20 protein-coding genes are annotated in these 24,760 nt (G+C 63.8%); 13 read left to right on the top strand and 7 right to left on the bottom strand.

What is annotated here, in order from left to right; genetic code table 11:
• Positions 1–440 precede the first annotated feature (440 nt).
• The 5 genes from ACFQ2F_RS13220 (at position 441) to gyrB (ending at position 7,481) form a co-directional block, all read left to right on the top strand.
• Complete coding sequence (locus ACFQ2F_RS13220; protein ID WP_379090818.1) at positions 441–875, top strand: rhodanese-like domain-containing protein; 435 nt, start codon at positions 441–443, stop codon at positions 873–875.
• A gap of 110 nt (positions 876–985) precedes the next feature.
• On the top strand, positions 986–2,416 hold the full coding sequence (gene dnaA, locus ACFQ2F_RS13215) for a chromosomal replication initiator protein DnaA (protein ID WP_379090816.1): 1,431 nt from the start codon (positions 986–988) through the stop codon (positions 2,414–2,416).
• A gap of 243 nt (positions 2,417–2,659) precedes the next feature.
• A complete protein-coding gene (dnaN, locus tag ACFQ2F_RS13210; protein WP_379090814.1) occupies positions 2,660–3,778 on the top strand; it encodes a DNA polymerase III subunit beta in 1,119 nt (372 codons plus the stop codon).
• Positions 3,775–4,986 carry a DNA replication/repair protein RecF gene (gene recF, locus ACFQ2F_RS13205; RefSeq protein ID WP_379090812.1) on the top strand — a complete coding sequence of 404 codons (1,212 nt, stop codon included), beginning with the start codon at positions 3,775–3,777 and terminating at the stop codon, positions 4,984–4,986. Before dnaN ends, recF begins: the two co-directional genes overlap by 4 nt.
• 65 nt (positions 4,987–5,051) lie before the next feature.
• Positions 5,052–7,481, top strand: coding sequence for a DNA topoisomerase (ATP-hydrolyzing) subunit B (gene gyrB / locus ACFQ2F_RS13200; protein ID WP_379090810.1), 2,430 nt, complete (start codon positions 5,052–5,054; stop codon positions 7,479–7,481).
• Positions 7,482–7,675: 194 nt separating this feature from the next.
• On the opposite strand, the gene ACFQ2F_RS13195 is transcribed toward gyrB, so the two are convergent.
• The gene (locus tag ACFQ2F_RS13195) at positions 7,676–9,010 is read right to left on the bottom strand and encodes an NAD(P)/FAD-dependent oxidoreductase (protein ID WP_379090808.1); all 1,335 of its coding nucleotides are present in this window, start codon (positions 9,008–9,010) and stop codon (positions 7,676–7,678) included.
• A 324-nt stretch (positions 9,011–9,334) separates the two neighbouring features.
• Here ACFQ2F_RS13195 and ACFQ2F_RS13190 point away from each other — a divergent pair, with 324 nt between their 5' ends.
• Complete coding sequence (locus ACFQ2F_RS13190) at positions 9,335–11,188, top strand: transglycosylase domain-containing protein (RefSeq protein ID WP_379090806.1); 1,854 nt, start codon at positions 9,335–9,337, stop codon at positions 11,186–11,188.
• A gap of 6 nt (positions 11,189–11,194) precedes the next feature.
• On the opposite strand, the gene ACFQ2F_RS13185 is transcribed toward ACFQ2F_RS13190, so the two are convergent.
• The 3 genes from ACFQ2F_RS13185 to ACFQ2F_RS13175 form a co-directional block, all read right to left on the bottom strand.
• On the bottom strand, positions 11,195–11,992 hold the full coding sequence (locus ACFQ2F_RS13185; RefSeq protein WP_379090804.1) for a M48 family metallopeptidase: 798 nt from the start codon (positions 11,990–11,992) through the stop codon (positions 11,195–11,197).
• A gap of 131 nt (positions 11,993–12,123) precedes the next feature.
• Positions 12,124–13,395, bottom strand: coding sequence for a polyhydroxyalkanoate depolymerase (locus ACFQ2F_RS13180; protein ID WP_379090802.1), 1,272 nt, complete (start codon positions 13,393–13,395; stop codon positions 12,124–12,126).
• 97 nt (positions 13,396–13,492) lie between these two features.
• Positions 13,493–14,089 carry an SCO family protein gene (locus ACFQ2F_RS13175; protein WP_379090800.1) on the bottom strand — a complete coding sequence of 199 codons (597 nt, stop codon included), beginning with the start codon at positions 14,087–14,089 and terminating at the stop codon, positions 13,493–13,495.
• Positions 14,090–14,243: 154 nt separating this feature from the next.
• Here ACFQ2F_RS13175 and ACFQ2F_RS13170 point away from each other — a divergent pair, with 154 nt between their 5' ends.
• Together ACFQ2F_RS13170 and ACFQ2F_RS13165 are read left to right on the top strand one after the other, a co-directional pair.
• A complete protein-coding gene (locus ACFQ2F_RS13170) occupies positions 14,244–15,623 on the top strand; it encodes an ActS/PrrB/RegB family redox-sensitive histidine kinase (RefSeq protein ID WP_379090798.1) in 1,380 nt (459 codons plus the stop codon).
• 218 nt (positions 15,624–15,841) lie between these two features.
• On the top strand, positions 15,842–16,408 hold the full coding sequence (locus ACFQ2F_RS13165; protein ID WP_379090795.1) for an ActR/PrrA/RegA family redox response regulator transcription factor: 567 nt from the start codon (positions 15,842–15,844) through the stop codon (positions 16,406–16,408).
• Between the two features lie 48 nt (positions 16,409–16,456).
• Here ACFQ2F_RS13165 and ACFQ2F_RS13160 read toward each other — a convergent pair whose 3' ends face one another.
• Entirely contained in the window at positions 16,457–16,945 is a 489-nt protein-coding gene (locus tag ACFQ2F_RS13160) for an MmcB family DNA repair protein (RefSeq protein WP_379090793.1), read from the bottom strand.
• 159 nt (positions 16,946–17,104) lie between these two features.
• Here ACFQ2F_RS13160 and egtB point away from each other — a divergent pair, with 159 nt between their 5' ends.
• The 3 genes from egtB to ACFQ2F_RS13145 all read left to right on the top strand — a co-directional run bounded on the left by egtB (position 17,105) and on the right by ACFQ2F_RS13145 (position 20,888).
• Positions 17,105–18,403: an ergothioneine biosynthesis protein EgtB gene (gene egtB / locus ACFQ2F_RS13155; protein ID WP_379090791.1), complete on the top strand. Its 1,299-nt coding sequence runs from the start codon at positions 17,105–17,107 to the stop codon at positions 18,401–18,403.
• Positions 18,403–19,413, top strand: coding sequence for an L-histidine N(alpha)-methyltransferase (egtD, locus tag ACFQ2F_RS13150; RefSeq protein WP_379090789.1), 1,011 nt, complete (start codon positions 18,403–18,405; stop codon positions 19,411–19,413). Before egtB ends, egtD begins: the two co-directional genes overlap by 1 nt.
• Positions 19,414–19,637: 224 nt before the next feature.
• Positions 19,638–20,888, top strand: a complete 1,251-nt coding sequence (locus ACFQ2F_RS13145; protein WP_379090787.1) for a 6-phosphofructokinase — start codon at positions 19,638–19,640, stop codon at positions 20,886–20,888.
• A 149-nt stretch (positions 20,889–21,037) separates the two neighbouring features.
• Here ACFQ2F_RS13145 and ACFQ2F_RS13140 read toward each other — a convergent pair whose 3' ends face one another.
• Together ACFQ2F_RS13140 and speE are read right to left on the bottom strand one after the other, a co-directional pair.
• On the bottom strand, positions 21,038–21,487 hold the full coding sequence (locus ACFQ2F_RS13140) for a hypothetical protein (protein ID WP_379090786.1): 450 nt from the start codon (positions 21,485–21,487) through the stop codon (positions 21,038–21,040).
• Positions 21,488–21,546: 59 nt separating this feature from the next.
• Positions 21,547–22,377 (bottom strand): polyamine aminopropyltransferase, encoded by an 831-nt coding sequence (gene speE, locus ACFQ2F_RS13135; RefSeq protein WP_379090785.1) that lies wholly within the window; start codon positions 22,375–22,377, stop codon positions 21,547–21,549.
• A gap of 476 nt (positions 22,378–22,853) precedes the next feature.
• Here speE and ectA point away from each other — a divergent pair, with 476 nt between their 5' ends.
• Together ectA and ectB are read left to right on the top strand one after the other, a co-directional pair.
• Positions 22,854–23,393 (top strand): diaminobutyrate acetyltransferase, encoded by a 540-nt coding sequence (ectA, locus tag ACFQ2F_RS13130; protein ID WP_379090783.1) that lies wholly within the window; start codon positions 22,854–22,856, stop codon positions 23,391–23,393.
• A gap of 57 nt (positions 23,394–23,450) precedes the next feature.
• Entirely contained in the window at positions 23,451–24,755 is a 1,305-nt protein-coding gene (ectB, locus tag ACFQ2F_RS13125) for a diaminobutyrate--2-oxoglutarate transaminase (protein WP_379090782.1), read from the top strand.
• The last annotated feature ends 5 nt before the right edge of the window (positions 24,756–24,760 follow it).

Below are 24,760 nucleotides of genomic sequence, written 5' to 3'. Positions count from 1 at the left end.
AAATTTTTCACCCCGAATCCGGCCTTTGGAGCGGTTGTAACTCGCTACCGGAAAGGCCTCGCCGGATCGAATCAGACTTGCAGCACAGGGAGTTGGCGGCGAGGATTGAGGAGCGCGCCGAACCCGGGCGAGGGCCTTTTGGGCACAGGGCGGTTGCTTGATCGGCCGAAACCGCCCGTGTATAGTTCATTCATCCGAACGGGGTAGCCCCCTCCAACACAATACAGTTTTCAAGCTCGGCCAGTGTCGAGACGGGAAAGTTTTGTCTAAATCACGTGTTTGGAGGGGAAAGTTTGAAGTTTTTAGTCGTAGGCGACGTAGAGTGCGGCGTTTGTAGCAGAAGAACTACTAGGTTTAGTGGCTTTCGAGCTATCTAGTACTTGAGTTGACCGCTCGATACCTAGGTTTTTCAAAAGGGGACCTGCTGCTTGGGCGCGGAGATGAGCGATAGCGAAGTCGATAACGTGGACGTTGAGACGGCCTGGAAGTCGCTCTCGTCCAAGGGCGGAGCTCAACTCGTCGATGTGCGGACGAGAGCAGAATGGACGTATGTCGGTATTCCCGATCTCGGGGATCTCGGAAAGCGGCCCGTTCTCGTCGAGTGGCAGACATTTCCCGACCAAACGGTCGATCCGCGTTTTGCCGAACGTCTGGCCGGAGAGCTGAAGGCTCTCGGCGTCTCGCCAGACGACGACCTTTTCTTCATCTGCCGTTCGGGCAGCCGGAGCATGGCAGCAGCCATGGCGATGGCGGCGATGGGGTTTCGAGCCTGTCACAACGTCGCCGGCGGTTTTGAGGGGCCGCTGGACGACGATAGGCATCGGGGCGCCGTCGGAGGCTGGAAGGCGGCAGGTCTCCCCTGGCTTCAAAGCTAGGCAACGATCGGCCGTGAGGACAGGAGGCTGTCCGCGTCAGGGGGGTGCTGCTCGTGTCTGGAGTAAGCGGTGCGTGCCTGCGCGGGGTAGACGAACGGGTGGCACTAAAAGTGACAGATAAAAAGGACGACGCGGCGGACCGTGCCGCGTGGGAGAGGATCAAGTCACGTCTGCAAGCTGAATTGGGTGAAGACGTCTATTCGAGTTGGTTTCGCAGCGTCGAACTTGACAGAATCGAGGACGATACCGCCTACCTGACGGTAGCCACGCGCTTTCTGAAGAGCTGGCTGCGGTCCCACTACTACGACTTCGTGATCCAGCTGAGCCGTCAGGAATGGGCGGATCTCGATCGCCTGGACTTCCAGGTACGGCAGCCGCATTTCAAGCATCAGAATGCTGCAAGGAAGGCGGCCGAGGCAGCGCCGGCACCGCGGGTCGCGGTGACGGAGTCGGCGGAGGTCACACTGCCTCTGCGGACGGGGTATGGCGGGTTCGACGGCTCGCCGCTGGACCCGAAGCTGACCTTCGACACGTTCGTGGTGGGCGCGTCCAACCAGCTCGCCAATGCGGCGGCGAACCAGGTGTCCGGCACGGGCGCAGGCTCTCAGCAGATGTTCAACCCGCTGTTCCTGCACGGGAATGTGGGCTTGGGCAAAACCCATCTGCTGCATGCCATCGCCTGGCAGTTCACCAAGGCGAAGCCCGAGGGCGAGGTGCTCTACCTGACGGCGGAGCGGTTCATGTCCGGCTTCGTCCAGGCGCTGCGGGCGAAAGATGCCTTGGCGTTCAAGGAGAACCTGCGGCGGATCGATCTTCTGATCATCGACGACATGGAGTTCCTGCAGGGGCCGACCATCCAGCAGGAGTTCTGCCACACCCTGAACTCGCTGATCGACGGCGGGCGCCAGGTTGTCGTCGCGGCGGATCGGGCCCCGAACCATCTCGACCGTCTCGACATGCGGATGCGGTCGCGGCTCGGCGGCGGGCTCGTGGCGGAGATCGCTCCAATGGATCGCGATCTGCGTCACAAGATCCTCGCCAAGCGGGCGAGCGATGCCTGCCGGGAGACACCGGGGCTGGAAATCTCCGATACGGTGCTGAGCTATCTGGCCGACCGTCTCACAGAGAGCGGCCGGGAGCTCGAAGGTGCGGTGCACCGGTTGCGGGCGGCCTATCAGCTGACCGATCAGCCGGTGACTCTGGAGATCGCCGAGCAGATCGTTCGGGAGCTGATGCGCGGCACGGAGCCCAAGCGGGTCCGGATCGACGACATCCAGCGGACCGTCTCCAAGCATTACGGGGTGAACCGGGGGGACCTACTCTCGGGGCGGCGTAACCGCTCCATCGTCCGCCCGCGCCAGATCGGCATGTATCTCTGCAAGCAGCTCACGTCGCGTTCGTTGCCCGAGATCGGCCGCCGCTTCGGCAACCGTGACCACACCACGGTGCTGCATGCGATCCGCAAGATCGAGCAGCTGATGTCGGACGACACGCAAATGCGCGAAGAAATCGAGCTTTTGCAGCGTCTCTTGCGGGACTGAAGCGTTTCACGGAGGCCACGGCGGGGTTTTGGCGAAGAGCCGGAATCCCGCCCTTTCGCTTGCAAATTGGCGCCTCTCGCGGCAAGTTCTGGACGCGCGTTCTACGAATTTTCTCACGCACGCCTCGCCCGTAGGGACGGAAGCCAGACGGCTTACCGATAGCGGCCCTGACGCCGCCGGCGGGAGGCCGGGTGAGAGTGCGGCAGGCATATTCGACAAGCATTTCAGGAGTCGAGCGGGATCATGGAGCTGACCATTGAAAAAGCGGGGCTGGTGAAAGCCCTGGCCCATGTGGCAAGCGTGGTCGAACGGCGGAACACGATCCCGATTCTCTCCAATGTCCGGCTGGATGCGAATGCGGGCGAGCTCGGGCTGACGGCGACAGATCTCGACATGGAGATCGTGGAGGCCGTCCCTTGCCAGACCAAGACCGAAGGCACCACCACGGTGCCGGCCCACATGTTTCACGATGTGGTGCGGAAGCTGCCCGACGGGACGGATATCGAGCTGTCCCTGGACGGCGAGGCGGCGCGGCTGAACATCTCTTGCGGCCCGGCGCGTTTTTCGCTGCAGACCCTTTCGGCGGAGGACTTCCCGTCCTTGAGCGTGGAAGATCTCTCCCACTCCTTCTCGGTGCCGGCCAAGGACCTGCGGAAGCTCATCGAGAAGACTCGGTTTGCGATCTCCACGGAGGAGACGCGGTACTACCTCAACGGCATCTATCTCCATGCGGTGGAGAGCGAGGGTGCAGGGACCCTGCGCGCCGTGGCGACGGACGGCCACCGGCTGGCGCAGATGGAGCTTCCCTTGCCGTCGGGCGCCAGCGGCATGCCCGGCGTGATCGTACCCCGCAAGGCGGTAGCAGACCTGCACCGGCTGACCGAGGATGCGGACGAAGAGGTGAAGATCGAGCTTTCCGCCTCGAAGATCCGGGCGACCACCAAGACGTCCGTGCTCACTTCGAAGCTGATCGACGGGACCTTCCCCGATTACGAGCGGGTGATCCCGCAAGGCAACGACAAGGAGATGGAGGTCGACAATATCGCCTTCGCCAAGGCGGTGGACCGCGTCTCCACGCTCTCCAGCGACAAGGGCCGCGCGGTGAAGCTCGCCATCGCCCCCAACAAGCTGGTGCTTTCGGTGAATAATCCCGATAGCGGCAGCGCCACGGAAGAGCTGCCCATCGATTACGACTCCGACAGCCTGGAGATCGGCTTCAACGCGCGCTACCTGCTCGACATCGCCGAGCAGCTCGAGAGCGGCACGGCGGAATATATCTTCGCCGATCCGGGCTCGCCGACTGTGGTGAGGGACGGCGATGACCCCTCCCTGCTCTACGTGCTGATGCCGATGCGGGTATGACCGCGAGACCGATAGCGAACGAGCCTCATATCATCAGCGGATCGCAAGACGGCGGATCCGACAAAGACTTCGCCGAGCGGCTGTTCGTCGAACAGCTGACCCTTACCGATTTCCGGAATTTCGCCTCCGCGCGTCTCAACATGGATGCGCGGCCCGTGGTGCTGGTCGGCGATAACGGCGCCGGCAAGACGAGCCTGCTGGAGGCCGTCTCTCTGCTGGGCGCGGGGCAAGGTTTGCGCAGCCGTCCCTATAAGGAACTGGCCCGTCATGGGGGCCAAGGCGGCTGGGCCATCGCCGGCAAGATCTCAAACGGCGGGGAGACCGTTTCGCTCGGCACGGGGTTCGGGCTCGCAGGCGACGAGGACCGCACCTCGCGCAACGTGCGGATCGCCGGCAAGGATTCCTCATCCAACGCGCTCGCCAATCACGTGAAGCTGGTCTGGCTGATCCCGGCCATGGATGGGCTGTTCACGGGGCCGGCCGCGGAGCGCCGACGGTTTCTCGACCGGCTGATGCTGGCGGTGGACCCGAAGATGCGCAGCCCGCGGGCACGGTTCGAGCGGGCCATGCGCCAGCGGAACCGGCTCTTTCAGCTCCATGAGGGATCGCCCTCCCTGTTCGCCGGGCTCGAGGAGCAAATGGCCGAGACGGGCACGGCCATGGCCGCCGCCAGGCTGGATGCGGTCTCGCGGCTCGCAGCTTTGATCGAGGACTCCAAGGAAAGCCTGATGGAAGGGCTGTTCCCCTGGGCCTCGCTCGCCCTTTCCGGCACGCTCGAGGCCGACCTGATGGACGGGTCGGCGGTCGAGGTGGAGGATGGCTACCGGGAGCGGCTTGCGCGCGACCGGGAGCGGGATCGTGCGGCACAGAGAACCCTTGAAGGGCCTCACAGAAGCGACTTAGTTGTCTCTCACGGGCCTTCGGAGCGGCTGGCGGAGGTGTGTTCCTCCGGCGAGCAGAAGGCGCTCCTTCTGGGCCTCATCCTCTCCCAAGCCGCCCTGATCACGGAGCTCGACGGCGCGGCGCCGCTGATCCTTCTGGACGAGGTGGCGGCCCATCTCGATGCAACCCGCAGAGAGGCGCTTTTTTCGGAGATTTTCCGGCTCGGGGCGCAGGCCTGGATGACCGGAACGGAGGCCTCCGTTTTCGCAACTATGTTGCCGGAAGCGCAGATTTTTACCGTGAATTGCGGTACAATATCAGGCTAAACAACCAGGGATTCGACGACCCCCGCCCTGGCGCATCTCACATCACGATCAGACCCAGGTTCTGCATGGATAAATCCACCGACGAGACACCTCCGATTCCCGAATACGGCGCCGATTCCATCAAGGTGCTGAAGGGACTCGATGCCGTGCGCAAACGGCCGGGCATGTATATCGGCGATACCGATGACGGCTCGGGCCTGCACCACATGGTGTACGAGGTGGTCGACAACGCCATCGACGAGGCGCTTGCCGGGCATTGCGACGAGATTCACGTGACCCTGAATGCCGAGGGCTCGGTCACGGTGGAGGATAACGGGCGCGGCATCCCGACGGAGATGCATGGCGAGGGGACGTCCGCGGCCGAGGTCATCATGACCCAGCTCCATGCGGGCGGTAAGTTCGACCAGAATTCCTACAAGGTGTCGGGTGGCCTGCACGGCGTGGGCGTCTCGGTGGTGAACGCGCTGTCGTCGGAGCTGGACCTCACCATCTGGCGCGGCGGCAAGGAGCACTTCATGCGTTTCGCCCATGGCGAGGCGCAGCAGCCGCTGGAAGAGGTCGGCCCGTCGGAGGGCAAGACCGGCACGCGGATCACTTTCACGCCGTCCCAAGACACTTTCACCATGGTGGAGTTCGACTACGCCACCTTGGAGCACCGCTTGCGCGAGCTCGCCTTTCTGAACTCCGGCGTGCGGATCGCGCTGTCCGATCACCGGGGCGTCGAGCCCAAGACGGAAGTGATGAACTACGAGGGCGGCCTGGCGGCCTTCGTGAAGTTCCTGGACCGCACCAAGCACCCGCTGCTTTCGGAGCCGCTGATGGTCGGACGCGAGCAGGACATGATGTCGGTGGAGGCGTCGCTGTGGTGGAACGACAGCTATCACGAGAATGTGCTGTGCTTCACCAACAACATCCCTCAGCGGGATGGCGGCACCCATCTGGCGGGCTTCCGCGCCGCGCTCACCCGCACGGTGAATTCGTACGCGGCGGAGTCCGGCATCGCCAAGAAGGAGAAGGTCTCGCTGACCGGCGATGATGCCCGTGAGGGGCTGACCTGCGTTCTCTCCGTGAAGGTGCCGGATCCCAAGTTCTCCAGCCAGACCAAGGACAAGCTCGTCTCCTCGGAGGTTCGCCCCGTGGTGGAGAGCGTTGTGGCCGACGCCCTTGCTCAGTGGTTCGAGGAGAACCCGAGCGAGGCCAAGGTTATCGTGCAGAAGATCGTGGAGGCGGCCGCCGCTCGCGAAGCGGCGCGCAAGGCCCGCGATCTCACCCGGCGGAAGGGCGCGCTGGACGTGGCCTCGCTGCCAGGCAAGCTCGCGGACTGTCAGGAGCGCGATCCCGCCAAATCGGAGCTCTTCCTGGTGGAGGGCGACTCCGCCGGCGGCAGCGCCAAGCAGGCGCGCGACCGGGCATTCCAGGCGGTGCTGCCGCTGCGCGGTAAGATCCTGAACGTGGAGCGGGCGCGCTTCGACCGGATGCTGTCGAGCCAGGAAATCGGAACGCTGATCACGGCGCTCGGCACGGGCATCGGCCGGGACGACTTCAACATCGAGAAGCTCCGCTACCACAAGATCATCATCATGACGGACGCCGACGTGGACGGCGCCCATATCCGCACCCTGCTGCTCACCTTCTTCTACCGGCAGATGCCGGAGCTGGTGGCGAACGGCCATCTCTATATCGCCCAGCCGCCGCTCTATAAGGTGAAGCGCGGCCAGTCGGAGCACTATCTGAAGGACGAGGCGGCTCTGACCGATTACCTGATCAATCAGGGCCTCGACGAGACCGTGCTGGTGACCGGCGCCGGGACCGAGCACGCGGGCGCCGACTTGCGCGACATCGTGGATAAGGCCCGGAGCATCACCAATATCCTGACCGGGCTGCACAGCCGCTATCCGCGCTTCATCATCGAGCAGGCGGCGATCGCAGGCGCGTTGTCTCCGGGCGTTCTGAAGGATCAGGCCCAAGCCCAGGATGCGGCCGCGTATGTGGCCAAGCGGCTGGATACGCTCGCCGAGGAGACGGAGGAAGGCTGGCAAGCTGAAGCCCTGCCTGAGGGCGGCTTGCGGTTCTGGCGCGAGCTTCGCGGCGTGATGGAATCCCACCTGATCGACGGCCCTTTCATCGCCTCGGCCGATGCGCGACGGCTCGATCAGTATGCGCCCCATCTGCAGGAGATCTATCACCGGCCGGGCACGCTGCGCCGGAAGGACTCCAACCTCGTGGTCCACGGTCCGAGCGAGCTTCTGGATTCGGTGATGACCACGGGCCGCAAGGGTCTCTCGCTATCCCGCTACAAAGGTCTGGGCGAGATGAACCCGGAGCAGCTCTGGGAGACCACCCTCGATATTCACAGCCGCTCCATGCTTCAGGTGAAGCTCGGCGAGCTGGACGAGGCGGACGAGATCTTCTCCCGGCTCATGGGCGACGTGGTGGAGCCCCGCCGCGAGTTCATCCAGGAAAACGCGCTTCAGGTGGCGAACCTGGATATTTAGCGGGGCGGAGCAAGAGACGCTCCGTCATACCGGCGAACGCCGGTATCCAGACCGAGACTCCGAACTTGCTGCTGGATTTCTGGCTTGCGCCGGAATGATGGCTGTGCGCGGGACACTACTTTCGCTCATGACTCTGTCGTCATGGCCGGGCTTGTCCCGGCACGACGCATGCGGTGGTGGCGAAGCTACTGCCCCTAAAACCCGGTCTCAGGCACGAGGGTCGTGCCGTCCACCATGCGCGAATAGCGGAACGGGTACGGGTCGACGATAGGCTCTTCGCCCAGCGCGATATCGCCGATCAGATGCCCGGCCGCAGGCCCCGTGCCGAAGCCGTGACCGCTGGAGCCGGCGGCGAGATAGAAGCCCGGAATGGCATCCACATCGGAGATCACGGGGATGGCATCAGGGGAGGCATCGATCAGACCGGCCCAGCTCTCGGCCATCTGAATTCCGGCAAGCTCCGGGTAGGCATTCCGCAGATTCCGGATCGCTTCTCCGATGGGCTGCGGGTCGGGCTCCGGATCGGTGACCCGGATGCTCTCCTTCTCGAAAGGCGACGGTTCGTCGAGAGGCCAGTCCTTCGGCCGCGCCCAGGCTTCGAAGAACTCGCGGCCGAAGCGGATCTTCATCTTGCTGCCTTCCTTCATGAAGGCCGGCCAGAACGCCGCCATATGGCGGAACGCCTCCGGCGTTAGGTCGAAGCGCAAGGGGCTGCGCTTGGCGAGCGTATAGCCGCCATCGGTCCGTCTGCGGATGCAGAACGGCGCGGTGCCGATCATGCCTTGGGTGACCTCGGGTGCCTCGGAGGTGCGCATGGCGGTGGCCCGCACGCCCAGGATCGGGATCTTCAAACCGTGGCGGCGGCAGAACAGGGCCGCCCAGGCGCCGCCGGCGCAGATCACCTTCTCCGTCTTCACGGTCCCTTTCTCGGTCACCAGGCCGGTGACGCGCCCTTGCTCCAGCTCCAGCCCCCTTGCAGCGCAGCGCTGCAGAACGACGGCGCCCTTGTCCCGCGCCATCTGAGCGATGGCCGGTGCTGCGAGCGCCGGCTCGGCGCGCCCGTCATTTTCCGTATAAAGCCCGCCGATCCAGGGGATGGTGCAGCCGGGGGTGAGCTCGCTGGCGGAGTCCGCATCCAGGATGCGGCTTTCGATCTGATATTTCCGCGCCGTCATCTGCCATTTGCGCCAGCGCTCCATGTCGTCCTCGGTCTCGGTGACATAGAGGACGCCGGCAGGGCGAAAGCCGAGATCCTTCGGACTTTCCTGCTGAAGCTCGCCCCAGAGGCGCAAGGATTCCCGCGACAAGGCCATCTCCGCTTCGGCGCGGCCCTGCTGGCGCACCCAGCCCCAGTTGCGGCTCGACTGCTCTCCGGCGACATGGCCCTTCTCCACCAGGACGACGGAGAGGCCCCGGCGGGCGAGGTAATAGGCGGCCGAGCAACCGATGATTCCGCCGCCGATGATCGCGACATCGGCGCTTTCGGGAAGACGGTCGTCGGTGACGATGCGGGAGACGGGGGGTGACATGGAGTTCAGCTTCGTTCGGTGGATTGGGATTTCGATTCGGGCCTTAAGGGCCGCAGACCTTAACCCGATAGCAAGGCTAGAAACCTATGGTTAAGGCGAATTTGCGGGCGATTTGAAGCAGCCATTGGCGGGGCGTGATTAATGAGCAACGGGCGCAAGCGACGGCCCGCAGGTAGAGCTGCGAACGACGGACGCATCGAACCCTCCTTTGAGGGGCGGCGCAAGAGCCCAAAACGGGGTACCTCACCGCGCCGAAAGGGCAGTGGCGGGCGTCGTCGCAAACAGCAGAGAACGCCCGTTCTCGGCCGTCTTTTCCGCTTCACCATGCTGGCGGGCGTGCTGTTCGCCGTCTGCTTCGGCCTCTACGCGATCCACCTCACATCGAAGCTGCCGGACCCGGTGCTGATCACCCTGGACGACCGGCCGCCGAACGTTCAGGTGCTGGCCTCCGACGGCACCATGCTGGCCGAGCGCGGCCTTCGCCGGGGCCACGTGACGGTGGAGGAGCTGCCGCCTCATCTGATCGAGGCGGTGATCGCCACGGAGGACCGGCGCTTCTACAGCCATTTCGGCGTGGATCCGCTGGGCCTGATGCGTGCGGCCGCGGTGGACATCATGGCCGGCGCCTTCGTTGAGGGCGGCTCGACCATCACCCAGCAGCTCGCCAAGAACCTGTTCCTGAAGCCCGACCGGACCATCGAGCGCAAGATCGAGGAGATGGTCTATGCGATCTGGCTGGAGCGGCATTTCGACAAGAACCAGATCATGGAGCTCTACCTGAACCGGGTCTATTTCGGCGGTGGGGCTTACGGGGTGGAGGCCGCCTCGCGGCGCTATTTCGGAAAGTCCGCCACCGAGCTGGACTTGCCCGAATCCGCGCTGCTGGCCGGGCTCCTGAAGGCGCCGTCGACCTATGCGCCGACCCGCAGCCGGAAGCTGGCAAGTTCCCGGCTCGGCGTGGTGCTCGACAACATGGTCGCTGCAGGCTTCATCACCGAGGACGAGGCGAAGCGCGCCGCGGCGAAGCCGCTGGGCCTGCGCGCCGAGGGCGACCAGACCGGCTATCCCTATATCGTCGACTGGGTGGCGGAGATCCTGCCCGACTATGTGGGCGAGAAGCACGGCGATCTGATCGTCACCACCAGCATCGAGCCGGCGGTCCAGAAATCGGCGCAGCAGACGCTCCAGGCACGGCTCGAAGCCGAGGACAAGACCAGCGGGCGTCACGAAGGCGCCGTCGTGGTGCTCAGCACGGACGGCGCGGTGCGCGCGCTGGTGGGCGGGCGCTCCTATCAGACGAGCCCTTACAATCGCGCAGTGAAGGCCAAGCGCCAGCCGGGGTCGTCCTTTAAGCCTTTCGTCTATCTGGCGGCCATGGAGGTCGGCTACACGCCGGATTCCATCGCCATCGACTCGCCGGTGTCGCTGGCGGGCTGGAACCCGAAGAACTATCACTCGAAATACTATGGCGAGGTCACGCTCCGGACGGGCCTCGAAAAGTCCCTCAACTCGGTGGCGGTGAAGCTGATCCGGCAGGTGGGGCCGGACCGGGTGGTCCAGACCGCACATCGGATGGGCATTGAATCAGAGCTCGGCAGAGACATGTCGATCGCGCTGGGCACGTCCGAGGTGAGTCTTTTGGAGCTGACGGCGGCCTATGCCCCCTTCGCCAATGGCGGCATGCGCGCCCAGACCCATGTGATCGAGGAGATCCGGAACGCCGACGGCCGGGTGCTCTATCACTGGCAGCCCTCGCCCGCGGCGCCGGCCATCGGCAAGGCGCAACTCGGCGCCATGAACGACATGATGAACGCTGTCATGGTGAGCGGCACGGGGCGCCGCGCCGGCATTCCGAAACATGTGGCTGGCGGCAAGACTGGCACCACCCAGGGCTCCAAGGACGCGTGGTTCGTGGGCTACACGGCCCATTACCTCGCGGGCGTCTGGATCGGCAATGACGACAACTCGCCCATGAAGAAGGTCACCGGCGGCACGATCCCCGCCGAAGTCTGGCACGACGTGATGCTGGCGGCCCATGCCGACAAGCATCCTTACGGTCTGCCGGGCACCTATTCGCCGGGCATCACCGCCTCGACCGGACCGATCGAGATGGGCAAGCGGGCCGCCGACCAGGGCTCGGCCTGGCTGAAGCGCATGCTCGGCATGTTCGGCGGGTAAGCCCGATTATTCGATGGATTCTTTCGGAGAGTCGCTCGCGCCAGCCGGGCCGATGAATTCCGCGCCGTAGCGGTGCAGGCTCGCGCCATGATCGCGGAGCCATTTCTGCGCTTCCTCGTAATCGGGCATGGTCTTTTCCACCAGCCTCCAGAAGCGCGGCCCGTGATTCATGTGGGCAAGATGGGCAACCTCGTGGACCACCAGATATTCCAGCACGAAGCCCGGCGCGAGGATGAGCCGCCAGGAGAAGGACAGAGCCCCTGAGGTGGAGCAGGATCCCCAGCGGGTCGTCTGATCGCGGACGAATATGCGTTTGGGTGCAAGACCCATGCGCTCGGCCTGATAGCTGACCTCGTCCTTGAGATCGTGCTGGGCCTGGCGCTTCAGCCAGTCGAGGAGACGCCGCGGGGCATGCTCCGGCTCGCCGGAAACGCAGAGCCTTGGCAGATTGTCCGCGTCTTGCGCGGCGGCCTCTGGCCAGGCCGGCAGATCGATGCTGTCTTCCGCATCGATCCAGGCGACGCCGCGGCGGCGCACGGGGCCTGCGAAATGGATTTGGTGGGCATAGCCGCGCAAGGGGATCACCGCGCCATCGGTGAAGGGGACGGGCTCGGATAGACCGTCCAGGCGCTCCTTCAACCAGTCCAGATGACGGGAGAGAAACTCGTCCGCATCGGCGAAAGAGGAGTAGACGGGAACGGTCAAGACGGCGCCGCGCTTGGCTTCCGAAACCTGCAAGCTGAACCGGCGGGCGCGCGGGCTGCGCCGCATCAAGACCGGCACCCCCAAGCCCTTGATATTCAACTCAATAGTTTCTTTTCGGCCTGGCTTCAGCCGCTTGAGCATTTGGCAGACTCCCTACGCGAACCGTCTCGAATCGGACGGCTTTCCCCCTAGAATACCACAGCCAGATGACGGCTTTTTCGGATTGTCGGCTAGCCGATCAGATTGCCGAAGGCGCGGCTCAGCCGACTCTCGCCTCGATTGTGCATGGCGATAAAATCGGTAATTCGCGGCACGATTTCGTCACGATAACGCGAGCCGTTAAAGACGCCGTAATGCCCCACCCCCAGCTGCATGTAATGCTCGCGCATATTCTCCGGCAGCTTGGAGGCAAGCTTGTGGGCGGCCGAGGTCTGCCCGATGCCCGCAATATCGTCCTTTTCGCCTTCGACGGTCATGAGGGCCACATGCTCGATCTTGCTAGGATCGACGGTGACGTCGTGATGGGTCATCTCGCCCTTGGGCAGAAGATGCCGAAGGAACACCTCGTCGATGGTCTGCAGGTAAAACTCCGCCGTCAGATCCATCACGGCGAGGAATTCGTCGTAGAAATCCCGGTGCTTCTCGGCCGAATCGCCATCGCCCTGAACCAGATGCTGGAAGAGGTCGCGATGGGCCGTGATATGGCGGTCCAGATTCATGCCCATGAAGCCGGAAAGCTGCAGAAAACCAGGATAAACCAGGCGCATCATGCCCGGGTTGGGCCACGGCACCTGGGTGATCACGTTGCGGCGGAACCACTCCAGCCCACGATCCAGGGCGAAGCAATTGACGGCGGTGGGGCTTTCGCGCGCATCGATGGGGCCCGCCATGAGAACCATGGAGCGGGGCACGGCGCGCTCCCGGGACTGCTCCATCAGGGAGACGGCGGCGAACACCGGCACGACCGGCTGACAGACCGCCATGAGATGCACGTCGCCTGCGAAAAAGCGGCAAAATTCAATGATGTAGTCGATATAGTCGTCGAGATCGAAAGACCCGGCGGCCAGCGGCACATTCCGGGCATCCTGCCACTCGGTGACATAGACGTCGTGATCGGCCAGCATGGCCTGGACCGTGCCGCGCAGCAGGGTCGGGAAATGGCCGGCCATTGGCGCGACGATCAGCACCTTGGGGTCGCGGCGGCGCATGCCTGTCAGGTCCCGCTCGAAATGGACGAGATTGCAGAACGGCTTGGAGACCAGGGTGCGCTCGCGCACCGGCACGGTCTTGCCGTCGACGGTGACCTCGTCAATGCCCCACTCCGGTCTGCGATAGCGCCTTGTGGTCCGCTCGAACAGCTCCAGGGTCGCCGCGGCAGTGCGGCCGATAGGCGTGTGTGAGGCCGGGTTCAGCGGGTGTTTGAACAGCAATCGGAACCCGTCAGCCATCGCGCGAGCGGGGCTGAGAGCCGCGTGATTGAGTTCGTAGAGATGATAGAGCATCGGGACCTCAGGTTATACCGCACCGCACAATTCAGATGGGGCGGTTACGTTGCATTGCAACATCAAAACGTGGCTGAAGCGGGATTCGGATGCGCGGCTAAAGGTAGCGCTGCAAGGATTTCGCCATCTCGTCGGCCCCGGTGCCGTAGCTGAAATGGTCGATATAGGTGCCGTCCGGGCCCATCAGATAGACGATGGCGCTGTGGTCGACATTGTAGTTCTCGTCGTCCGGGTTTTCCTTGTGGACTTTAAACGCCACCCGGTACTCCTTGGCCACCTTGGCGATCTCCTCCTCCGATCCCGTCAGCCCGACGAATCGGTCGCCGAAATTCGAAAGATAGCTCTTCAGGGCCGCCGGCGTGTCGCGCTCCGGATCGACGCTGACGAAGATCGGTGTGACCTCATCGGCCTCGTCGCCCAGCTGATCGAGGGCCTCGGCGATGACCTGAAGCTCCGCCGGGCAGATGTCCGGGCAATGGGTGAAGCCGAAGAACACCAGCATATGCTTGCCGCGGAAGTCCTCCTCCGTGACCCGCTCACCATCCTGATTGGTCAGGGTGAACGGACCGCCGATCAGGGCGGTGCCGGTGGTTTCGGTGCGCGGACCGGTCGGCTGGGTGGCAATAAGCACGCCGAGGCCGATGACGGCTCCGAGGCAGAAAGCGATGACGACGACGGTGATGAGGCGGCGCATGGCGAACCATATAGTTGGCGTTTCGTGGCAAGACAGGTGGATGCGACATCGCGGCCGGTCTTGAGCGTGGCGTCCTTTTAGCAGGGAGAAATGGTTACGCTAAGGGGGGCTTGCGCTTGCGGGCCGCGCTTGGCCGATTTAAGCCCAGAGCAGAATGACTGTGACCGAACAGGAAATATCGGCCGTGGCCGGGCCTCGGCTGCCGGATTGGCTCCAGCGGGGGCAAACGCGGCTGCGCCTGCAGACCATGGTGCGGCTGCGCTGGCTCGCCGTGATGGGCCAGAGCTTCACGGTGGTGGGCAGCTATTGGGTGCTTGGGCTCGACCTGCCCATCGTTCCATGCCTGATCGCGATCGCGGCCTCAGCCTGGCTGAACGTGATGCTGCGGCTGCGCTATCCCGCTAGCCAGCGGCTGCCGAGCCCGTTTGCGCTTCTGATGCTGGGCTTCGACATCCTCCAGCTCTCGGCCCTGCTCTATCTTACGGGCGGCATGGAGAACCCGTTCGCCTTCCTCTTGGTGGCGCCGGTTACAGTCTCCGCAGCGACTCAGCCGCCGCGGGTCACGCTCACTCTGGGCGTCCTGGCGGTGATCCTGGCGACGGCGCTCACGCGGTATCATTATCCGCTGCCTTGGTTCGGCGGGTCGTCCCTGGAGCTCCCGTTCTTCTATGTGCTGGGGATCTGGGCGACGGTGGTCTCCGGCCTTCTCTTCATCGGCTTTTATTCCTGGCGGACGGCTGAAGAAGGCCGGCGGATGGCGGAAGCCTTGGCGGCCGCCGAAATGGTGCTGGCGCGCGAACAAAGACTTTCGGCCCTGGACGGACTTGCCGCAGCCGCTGCCCACGGGCTCGGCACGCCGCTCGCAACGATCTCCGTGGTCACCAAGGAGCTTCTGCGAGACGCCTCGGCCCAGGACCCTCATTTCGAGGACCTTCAGCTCTTACGCGATCAGGCTGAGCGCTGCCGGGAGATCCTCGGCCAGCTGGCAGCCAAGGCGGAGGAGAACGACCTCATCGTTTCCCGCATGACCGTCAGCCATCTCATGGAGGACGTGGTGGAGCCCCACCGGCTGGTGTCCGTGCCGATCGATGTGACCACCGGGCCGGCGCCGGGGCTCGATCCCAACAGCCCGGCGATGCAGGAGCCGGTGATGCAGCGCAATCCGGGCGTGCTTTACGGGCTGGGCAATCTCATCGAGAACGCCATCGACTTCGCCGCCAGCCGGGTGGACGCGACCGCTACCTGGAACGAAGACGAGGTGCGGATCGTGATCGCCGATGACGGGACGGGCTTCCCGCCCGACGTGCTGGAGCAGCTCGGCGAGCCCTTCGTGACGACCCGGCCGAGCGAGAGCTGGGGCGAGGAAGCGCCCGACGAGCATATCGGCATGGGGCTCGGCTTCTTCATCGCCAAGACACTCCTGGAACGCTCGGGTGCGCGGCTGGAGCTCGCCAACCGTGCTGTGTCGCCGGGCGGCGCCGTGGTGACCGTGGTCTGGCCGCGGAAGCGGTTCGAGCAGGGCTGGGCGGATTGAGCAATCGGCGGTATCCGGCGACTTTTAGCTTATCTTTTATGAACTCCCGCGCTTGTTAACCATACGGATTTGGATTTTTCAGCGCTGACGCCTATTTAAAGAGCATATTCCCAAGCCATTCCCGCGTCGGTCTACATTACAAACGCGAACCGCGGTTTTTACCCTGTACGGATTTAAAACTGGAGCGCGACCGGCCCGGCTTATAAAAGGTTAGGATCATGGATGCTCAACCTATCGAGACCCCCTTGCAGCAGAACCCGCCGCAAGACAAATCGCTTCTGATCGTCGACGACGATCGGGCGTTCCTCGCGCGTCTGGCACGCGCCATGGAATCCCGCGGCTTCGAGGTGGAGACCGCGCCGACCGTCGAGGAAGGGCTGACGGCCCTGCGCAAGAGCCCGCCGGCCTTCGCCGTGGTGGATATGCGCCTCGACGACGGCAACGGGCTCGACGTTATCGCGGCGCTCGCCGACATGCGGCCCGAAGCCCGGGCTGTTGTGCTGACCGGCTACGGCAACATCGCCACGGCCGTGAACGCGGTGAAGCTCGGCGCGGTGGACTATCTCGCTAAGCCTGCGGATGCGGACGATGTCTACAACGCGCTGATCGCCAAGGATGCGAAGGCGCCACCGCCGGAGAACCCCATGTCTGCGGACCGGGTGCGCTGGGAGCACATCCAGCGGGTCTACGAGCTTTGCAATCGCAATGTCTCGGAGACGGCACGCCGGCTCAACATGCACCGCCGCACGCTGCAGCGGATCCTGGCCAAGCGCGCGCCGAAATAGGCGTTTCGACGTAAGCGCTTCCGCCTAGCCGGCACGAGTATCGCGAAATCATTCCCCGCAGAAGGGATCGAGCGCTCTTTGGAGCCTGAGCGCGGCTGTGCGCGCGAAGCACAAGGTCATGGCCTTGCGGCGCGCCGCCGTGAGCCGGAACTCGTCCGGCTCGCGCATGACTTCCGCCCCAAACCTGTCCGCCAGAATCAGACCGGTTTCCTCCGGGATCACCTCGTGGGGAAAGTCCGGCGCGACGGCAAAATAGAGCCTGTCGCAGTGGTCGTAATAGTCGGCCCATTTGGCATCGGCCTGAAAGTCGGCCAGGCAGGACTTGATCTCCACGATCCAGATATCGCCCGAGGGCGACAACCCAACTACATCAGCACGCCTACCGCCCGCCAGGGTCAGCTCGGTGATCACCGAGTGGCCTAGGGTCCGCAAGGTTCGGCAGACGCCGCGCTGCAGCGCGGCGGCGGCGGGCGATTGCCGGCCGTCCGGACACAGCACCGGATCGTCTTCTTGCTCTGCCAGACGCCCTTTCAGCATCTTCCAGCTCCGCTCACGCAGGTGTGATTCCAAATATGCTGACCCACTCCCAATATTGGGACAAGCCATGCGGGAACGATACCGCTGCGCCTAACATTCTTTGAGAAGTGCGCATGCCCTTGTTAGGCTTCCTGCCGGGGGATGGGCAAGGAGGCAAGATTGAGCATCAGCGAAGCGGTTCCGGCCGGACCCCAAAGCCAGGCCACCACCCCTGAAAACGATCAGCTTTTCCGCCGGTTGATGGAGACCAGACGAGTGTCTCTCGACCTGGCCGCACCGTTGAGCGACGAGGATCAGGTCGTTCAGGCGAATCCCGATGCCAGCCCCACCAAGTGGCATTTGGCCCATATCACCTGGTTCTTCGAAGCCTTCGTGCTGCGCTCATTCCTCCCCGGGTACCGGGTCTATGACGAGAATTTCGAGTACTGTTTCAACTCCTATTACGACACGGTCGGCGACCGGCAGCCGCGGGATAAGCGCGGGCTGCTGACACGGCCCTCTGCCGCCGAGGTCCGCAGCTACCGCGCCTATGTGGACGAGGCGCTGGAGCGGATGTTCACCGAGGTGGATTTGCCCGAGGACGCCCGGGCGCTCGTGGAGCTGGGCATCAATCACGAGCAGCAACATCAGGAGCTGCTTCTCACCGACATCCTGGCCCTGTTCGCCGAAGAGCCGCTTAAGCCGGCCTATCGCGAAGCCAAGATGGGCGTCGCGGCCGATGCGCCGGGCGAACTCACCTGGACATCCTTCGAGGGCGGCATTCACGAGTTCGGTCATGCAGGCGACGGGTTCTTCTACGACAATGAAGGGCCGCGCCATGAAGAGTTGATCCGGCCCTTCCGGATCGCCAATCGCTGCGTGACCAACAAGGAGTGGATCGAGTTCATCGAGGATGGCGGCTACGAGACCTCGACGCTCTGGCTCTCAGACGGCTGGTCCCGGGTGAACCGTAGGGGCTGGAAAGGCCCGCTCTATTGGGACGAGGCAGAAGGCGGCTTCATGCAGATGACGCTGCTCGGCTATCGCCCTGTCGATCCGGCAGCGCCCGTCACCCATGTCAGCTATTTCGAAGCAGACGCGTTCGCCCGCTGGGCCGGCAAGCGCCTGCCGAGCGAGTTCGAATGGGAGCTTGCCGCTGAAGACCTGCCCGTGAAGGGCCGGACGCTTGGCGCCGATCATCTTCGTCCCATGCCTGCCGATCCGAAGGCGGACGGCCTGCAGCAGATGTATGGCGATGTCTGGGAATGGACGGCCAGCGCCTACCTGCCCTATCCGGGATTCAAGCCGGCGGTCGGTGCGGTCGGCGAATATAACGGCAAGTTCATGTGCAATCAGTTCGTGCTGAAAGGTGGCTCGTGCGCCACGCCGGAGGGCCATATCCGCCGGACCTACCGGAACTTCTTCTATCCCTTCCAACGCTGGCAGTTCACCGGCCTCCGACTTGCGGCCGATGCGTAATGAATAGCAATTCGAAAGAAGCGACCGCGACGACTTCTACACGGGCGCGGCGCGACCGGCTTGCGAGCGGCGGTCTGCCGCCGGAGCTGACGGAGTTCGCCGAAGCCGTTCTCGAGGGGCTTTCCCTCGACGACAAGGCGATCCCTTCGCGTTTCCTCTATGACGCGCGGGGCTCGGCGCTGTTCGAGGAGATCACCGATCTCGACGAGTATTATCCAACCCGCACGGAGATCGCGCTGCTTGACGCCTACGGTGCAGACATGTCCGAGCAGATCGGCCCGGCGGAGGCGTTGGTCGAGTTCGGCTCGGGCTCCAGCCGCAAGACGGTGCTGCTGATCGAGGCGCTCGAAGCGCTTCAGACCTATGTGCCCATGGATATCGAAGCGACGTGCCTGGCCCAGGCGAAGGAGGCGCTGGATGCGCGTTTTCCGGATCTCGACATCCAGCCGCTGGTGGCGGATTTCACCCGGCCGGTGGATCTTCCCGGCAACTTGGCCAAGCGCTTCAAGCTCGGCTTCTTCTCCGGCTCGACCATCGGCAACCTGACCAAGCCGGAAGCGCGGAAGTTCCTGGCCAACGCGGCGGAGTCTCTCGGCCCTGGCTCGGCGTTCCTGATCGGGGTCGATCTAAAGAAGCCGCTGGATATCCTGCTCCCCGCCTATAACGACGCGAAAGGCGTGACGGCGGAGTTCAATCTCAATCTCCTGCAGCGCATCAATCGCGAACTGGAAGGGACGTTCGATCTCGACCTGTTCGAGCACGATGCCGTGTTCAATACCGAGCATGGCCGGGTGGAGATGCATCTGGTGAGCCAAGCCGCCCAACGGGTGAGCGTGCTGGGCGAACGGTTCGATTTCGCGGAAGGCGAGCGGCTCCACACGGAGAACTCCCACAAATACACCCTGCCGGAATTCCGTCTGCTGGCGACCGACGCCGGCTGGCGACACGCGGCGCTCTGGGTGGACGACAACGCTCTGTTCAGCCTGCACCTGCTGCGATTGCCGGGGTAGGTCTGGGGCCGCCATGCTGATGTGCACGCCAAGGGCGTGCCTCGGAGCATGGGCCACGTCGTCCTTCGAGACTCGTTTCGCTCGCATCTCGGATCAAGTCCGGGACAGGCTCTCAGGATGACGTGGAGCAAGCACCTTGCTTGCCCCCGACCGTCTTGCCACTCGCGCTCCTGCCGGGCATTGTCTCGGCTCTTTTGGACCTTGCGGATGCATGGGGGATTTACGTGGCGGACCTGATTTCCGGAAATGCGGCGATCGGCCAGTCGGGCGGACCGACGGCGGTGATCAATCAATCCTTGGTGGGCGTGATCGAGGGGCTGAAGGCGGGGCTCGCGAGTTCCGGCCAGGTGAAGAAGATCCTCGGCATGCGCCACGGAGTCCGCGGCCTGATCGCGGAAGGCGATGACGGGCTGATCGACCTCTCTGCAATCGACGAGAACAAACTGGAGGCGATCGCGCGCGCCCCCTCCTCCGCGCTTGGCTCCACCCGGGACAAGCCGGACGAGGCTTATTGCGAACGCATCCTGGAAGGCTGCAAGCGCCACGACATCCGCTACTTCTTCTATATCGGCGGCAACGATTCCGCCGACACCTGCCGCATCGTCAGCGAGAAGGCGGCGGAGGCCGGCTACGAGATGCGCTGCTTCCACGTGCCGAAGACGATCGACAACGATCTGAAAGAGAACGACCACACGCCGGGCTTCCCGTCCGCGGCGCGCTTCGTGACCATGGCGTTCATGGGGGACTCCATGGACAATGCGAGCCTCGACGGCATCAAGATCAACGTGATCATGGGCCGGCATGCGGGTTTCCTCACCGCGGCGGCGGCGCTGGCCCGCGGCGACAGCCGCGGAGCGGATGAGCCCTCCCGCTACCATGCCGCCCATCTGATCTACCTGCCCGAAGTGCCTTTCTCCACCGAACGCTTCCTGGCCGATGTGGATGCGGTCTATTCCAAACTCGGCCGCTGCCAGATCGCGGTAAGCGAGGGCATCTGCAACGAGAAGGGCGAGGAGATCGGACCGCAGCTTGCAGCCAATGCGGAGCGCGATGCCCACGGCAATATCCAGCTCTCCGGCACCGGCGCCCTGGGCGACGGGCTCTCGGATCTGGTGAAGAAAGGGCTGACCCCTGAGGGCGGAAAGGCGCCGCGCGTCCGCGCCGATACGTTCGGCTATCTGCAGCGCTGCTGGCCCGTGCCGTCGGCGGTCGATGCGGAAGAGGCGCGCGCCGTGGGACGCTATGCGGCGGAGCTTGCGGCCAAGGGCGAGAGCCACGCCTCGGTGATCCTGGTCCGGAGCGGCAACGGGACGGGCTATCGCAGCGCCTGCTCTCAGACCAACCTCTCCAACGTCGCGCGGCATACGCGCCATATGCCGGCGGATTTCATCTCCGGCAGCAACGACGTGACGGAAGCGTTCTACGAGTATTGCGAGCCGCTGGTGGGCGAGCTGCCGCGCTTCGGCCGGCTCTAGGCGCGGTCGTGGCCGATCACTGAGGCGTCATGCCGGCGAAAGCCGGCATCCAGCCCGGAGCTCTGAACCAATTCCTGGATCCGGCTTGCGCCGGGATGACGGGCGCTGTGCTTCGGGCTCGGGGGCCGAAATGACGACTGACGGAGCCTCTATTCGGCGCTGATTGTCTGTCCCGGCTGGGCGGGTAGCTTGTTGCTGACGGCCGGGCGGACCTGCTCGCCGCGGGCGTTCCAGGCGGTGGCGCGATAGTTTCCGCCACGCTTCTTCAGATAGGTCCAGAGCTCTTCGCCCGCGTAGTAGGAGACCTCCCAGCGGCCGACGATATCCTCCGGCACTTCGCGAAACTCGATGGTGATGATCGTGCCGGGCTTCACGTCGCCCTTCTTCACCTCCAGCACCTTTGCCTTGGCGTGATAAAAGAGCAGGGCTTGGCGGGTCTCCATGTCGGGCAGCGCGCCCACGGAGGTGACAGAGAGCACCTCGATCAGGGCGACGAGGTCGCTTTGCTCGGTCAGCTCCTTCTCGCTGAGCGGCGCGGGCAGCGCAAAAGCGGGCACGGCGACCAGAAGTGCAGCGACAAATCCGAGAACCTTCAGCATCACGGCCTCCACCAGACTGGGTCGGCAGCCTAGCACGCGGCGCACTTAAGAAGCGCTTATTACGCCTCGATCAGCGCGCGGACATAGCCCGGCAGCGCAAAGGCCGCGATGTGGATATCCGGATTGTAGTAGAGGGTCTGCAGCCCGGCCTCCTTGAAGCGGGTGCAGATGACGTCCCGGCTCAGGCGCCGAAGGGCCAGGCTGTCGGTGGCCCAGCCATAGGCGGTCGCGCCGCCGGGGCCGGTGGGTAGCGCGGCGAGGTAGGCGGAGGCATCCCGGAATAGGCCGTGCAAGGCCTTCACGCTTTCAGTAAGCCGTGCCCCGTCCAGGAAAGGCGTGCCGCTCCGGGTCACCATGATGCCGCCGTCGTTCAGAACGCGTTTGCAGCCGGCGTAGACCTCCGGGGCAAGGGGCTTGGTGGAATCCACAACGATCACATCGAAGCGGCGGTCGGTCTTCAATACGAAATCAGCGATGTCGGAGATAACGACCTCGGCGCGCGGGTCGTCGAAGGCGCCCGCCGAGACTTCCGGAAAATGCTCACGGCTCAGATCGATGAGGCCTTGGCCGGTCTCGACCAGTGTGACGTGCTGCAGAGATTTGTGCTTGAGGGCTTCGCGCAGGGCGCCGCCGTCTCCCCCGCCGACGATGAGCATGCTCTCGGCCCGGCCATGGGCCAGCAGTGGCAGATGGGCGATCATCTCATGATGGACGAAGGCGCACGCCGTGGTGAGCCGGACGACGCCGTCGAGGCTCATCACCTTGCCCAGCCGGCCATGCTCGAAAATTACGAGATGCTGCCGGTCGGTCTTGCTGTCGTGAAGGACCCGGTCGGCCTTCAGGCCGAAGCGCATGCCGGGATGGAGGGTTTCTTCGACCCATTCTTCCATCGAAACACTTCCTTGCCGGCGAAACGCGCCTTGTCGAACTGACCGGAGCGCGGCTCTTCGCAGATCGCTAGAAGCGTTGCAAGCGAATTTCGGAGCTTGGCCTCGAATGGGCACGGTGGCCGCGATCGGGGCCGGATTCAGTCCTGCTGGGTGGGTCCGTGCCTCCAAAAGAAGCAGTCTTCCAGATTATTTTTCTGCTTCGTCTACCTTCCACCCGGATGAGGCGGGCTCTGCGAGCCATTCCGGTTTACACATTGTTTGCCAACAGAGATTACACCCAAGATTGTGCAGCGCAGCGCCTGATTTTTGGCAGATTTCGGCCTCTTTTGAACGTTCGACAACCCTGCGGCGGGAGGCCGCGCGGTTGAAATGAACTGGCGGCTTGCGTATCTAAAGCTCAATTACTCAAGCCGTATGCTTTGTGAATTTTTGGCGTATGCGTATTTGGGAGAGGAAACATCAGCGATTTCAGATCGGTGAATGCTAGCCATCCCCAGGGGGAAGGCGCGGCACAAGCAAGCTCCTCGAAGGGGGAGATACAGTTTCGGACGGCGTGCCCGGAGGATGGGCCTGACGTCACGGAGCTCATAGCCAACTGCCCGCCGCTCGACACAAATTCGGCATATTGTAACCTGCTCCAATGCACGCATTTCGCGGACACCTGCGTGGTCGCGGAACGGGACGGCGAGTTGGTGGGTTGGATTTCCGGATACAGGCCCCCGAGCAATCCGGATCAGATTTTCGTCTGGCAGGTCGCGGTCAACAAGTCCGCGCGCGGCGAAGGTCTTGGAGGGCGGATGCTCAACGAGCTTGTTTCCCGCCCCGCTGTCCGTGGCTGCACCGCGTTGATAACGACGGTCACCGAAGACAATGCCGCCTCCTGGGCCATGTTCGGAGGCTTCGCGGAGAAGAACGGGATGACTCTATCCAAGGCTCCTCTCTTCGAGCGCGAGAAGCATTTCGCCGGAAAGCACGATACGGAGTGGCAGGCGACGATCGGCCCGCTGAACACATAGAGCGCTAAACGATTAGAGCGCTGAACACATTGAGAGACGAGGCAAAGGAAGATCACGATGACCGAGACACCCAATCCCAGCCCCGATAAACCCAACACCGACATTTATGAGCGCCGCGAGTCCATCGTTCGCAGCTATTCGCGCGCCATTCCACGCGAGTTCGACAAGGCCCAGGACGTCTGGATGTATGACGAGCAGGGCGGCCGCTATCTCGACTTCCTGGCCGGCTGCTCCTCGCTCAACTACGGCCATAACCACCCGGTGATGAAGAAGGCGCTGCTTGAGTATATCGAGCGCGACGGCGTTGCCCACGCCATGGACCTTCACACCAAGGCCAAGAACGAGTTCCTGGAGGCCTACGAGGAGATCATCCTGAAGCCGCGCAATATGGACCATCGCGTGATGTTCACCGGTCCGACCGGCACCAACGCGGTGGAAGCTGCGATCAAGCTGGCGCGCAAGGTGACCGAGCGCTCCCAGATCATCGCCTTCACCAACGGCTTCCACGGTATGACCCTCGGCGCGCTCGCCGCCACCGGTAACGTGAAGAAGCGGGCCGGCGCTGGCGTCTCCCTGGGCGATGTCTCCCACGAACCCTATGACGGGTATTTCGGTCCGGATGTGGATACGGCCGAGCAGCTCGATCATCGGCTTTCCGATCCGTCCAGCGGCCTCGACAAACCGGCCGCCATCATCCTTGAGACGGTGCAGGGCGAAGGCGGGCTGAACGCCTGTTCCGACGAGTGGCTGCGCAAGATCGCCGACATTGCCAAGAAGCACGGCGCACTGCTGATCGTCGACGATATCCAGGCTGGCTGTGGCCGTATGGGCAGCTATTTCAGCTTCGAGGAGTCAGGCATCAATCCGGACATCATCACCCAGGCGAAATCGCTTTCCGGCTACGGCCTGCCGTTCGCGGTGGCGCTGATCAAGCCTGAGCTCGATATCTGGTCGCCGGCGGAACACAACGGCACGTTCCGCGGCAACAACCACGCCTTCGTGACCGCCACGGCGGCCTTCAAGGAGTTCTGGACCAACGATAAGCTGGTCAACGACGTGAAGCGCCGCGACAAGATCATGAAGGACCGGCTTGAGGCGATCGCCCAGAAGCACGGGCTAGAGACCCGCGGCCGCGGCATGATGCGCGGCGTGGCCATGGAGAACGGCGAGCTTGCCGGTGCAGTGACCCAGAAGTGCTTCGAACGCGGTCTGATCATCGAGACCAGCGGCGCCGACAGCGAAGTGGTCAAGATCCTGGTCGCCCTGGTCATCGACGACGAGAACCTGAAGACCGGTCTCGACATCATCGAAGAGAGCGTCGACGAGGTGCTCGGCGGTCCGGTTAAAGTCGCAGCAGAGTAAGAGGG

It is taken from the genome of Methyloligella solikamskensis, from assembly GCF_042676065.1.
Classification (GTDB): Bacteria; Pseudomonadota; Alphaproteobacteria; order Rhizobiales; family Methyloligellaceae; genus Methyloligella; species Methyloligella solikamskensis.
Note: the sequence above shows the minus strand (reverse complement) of the source record. Positions and strands in the feature narration are given on the sequence as shown.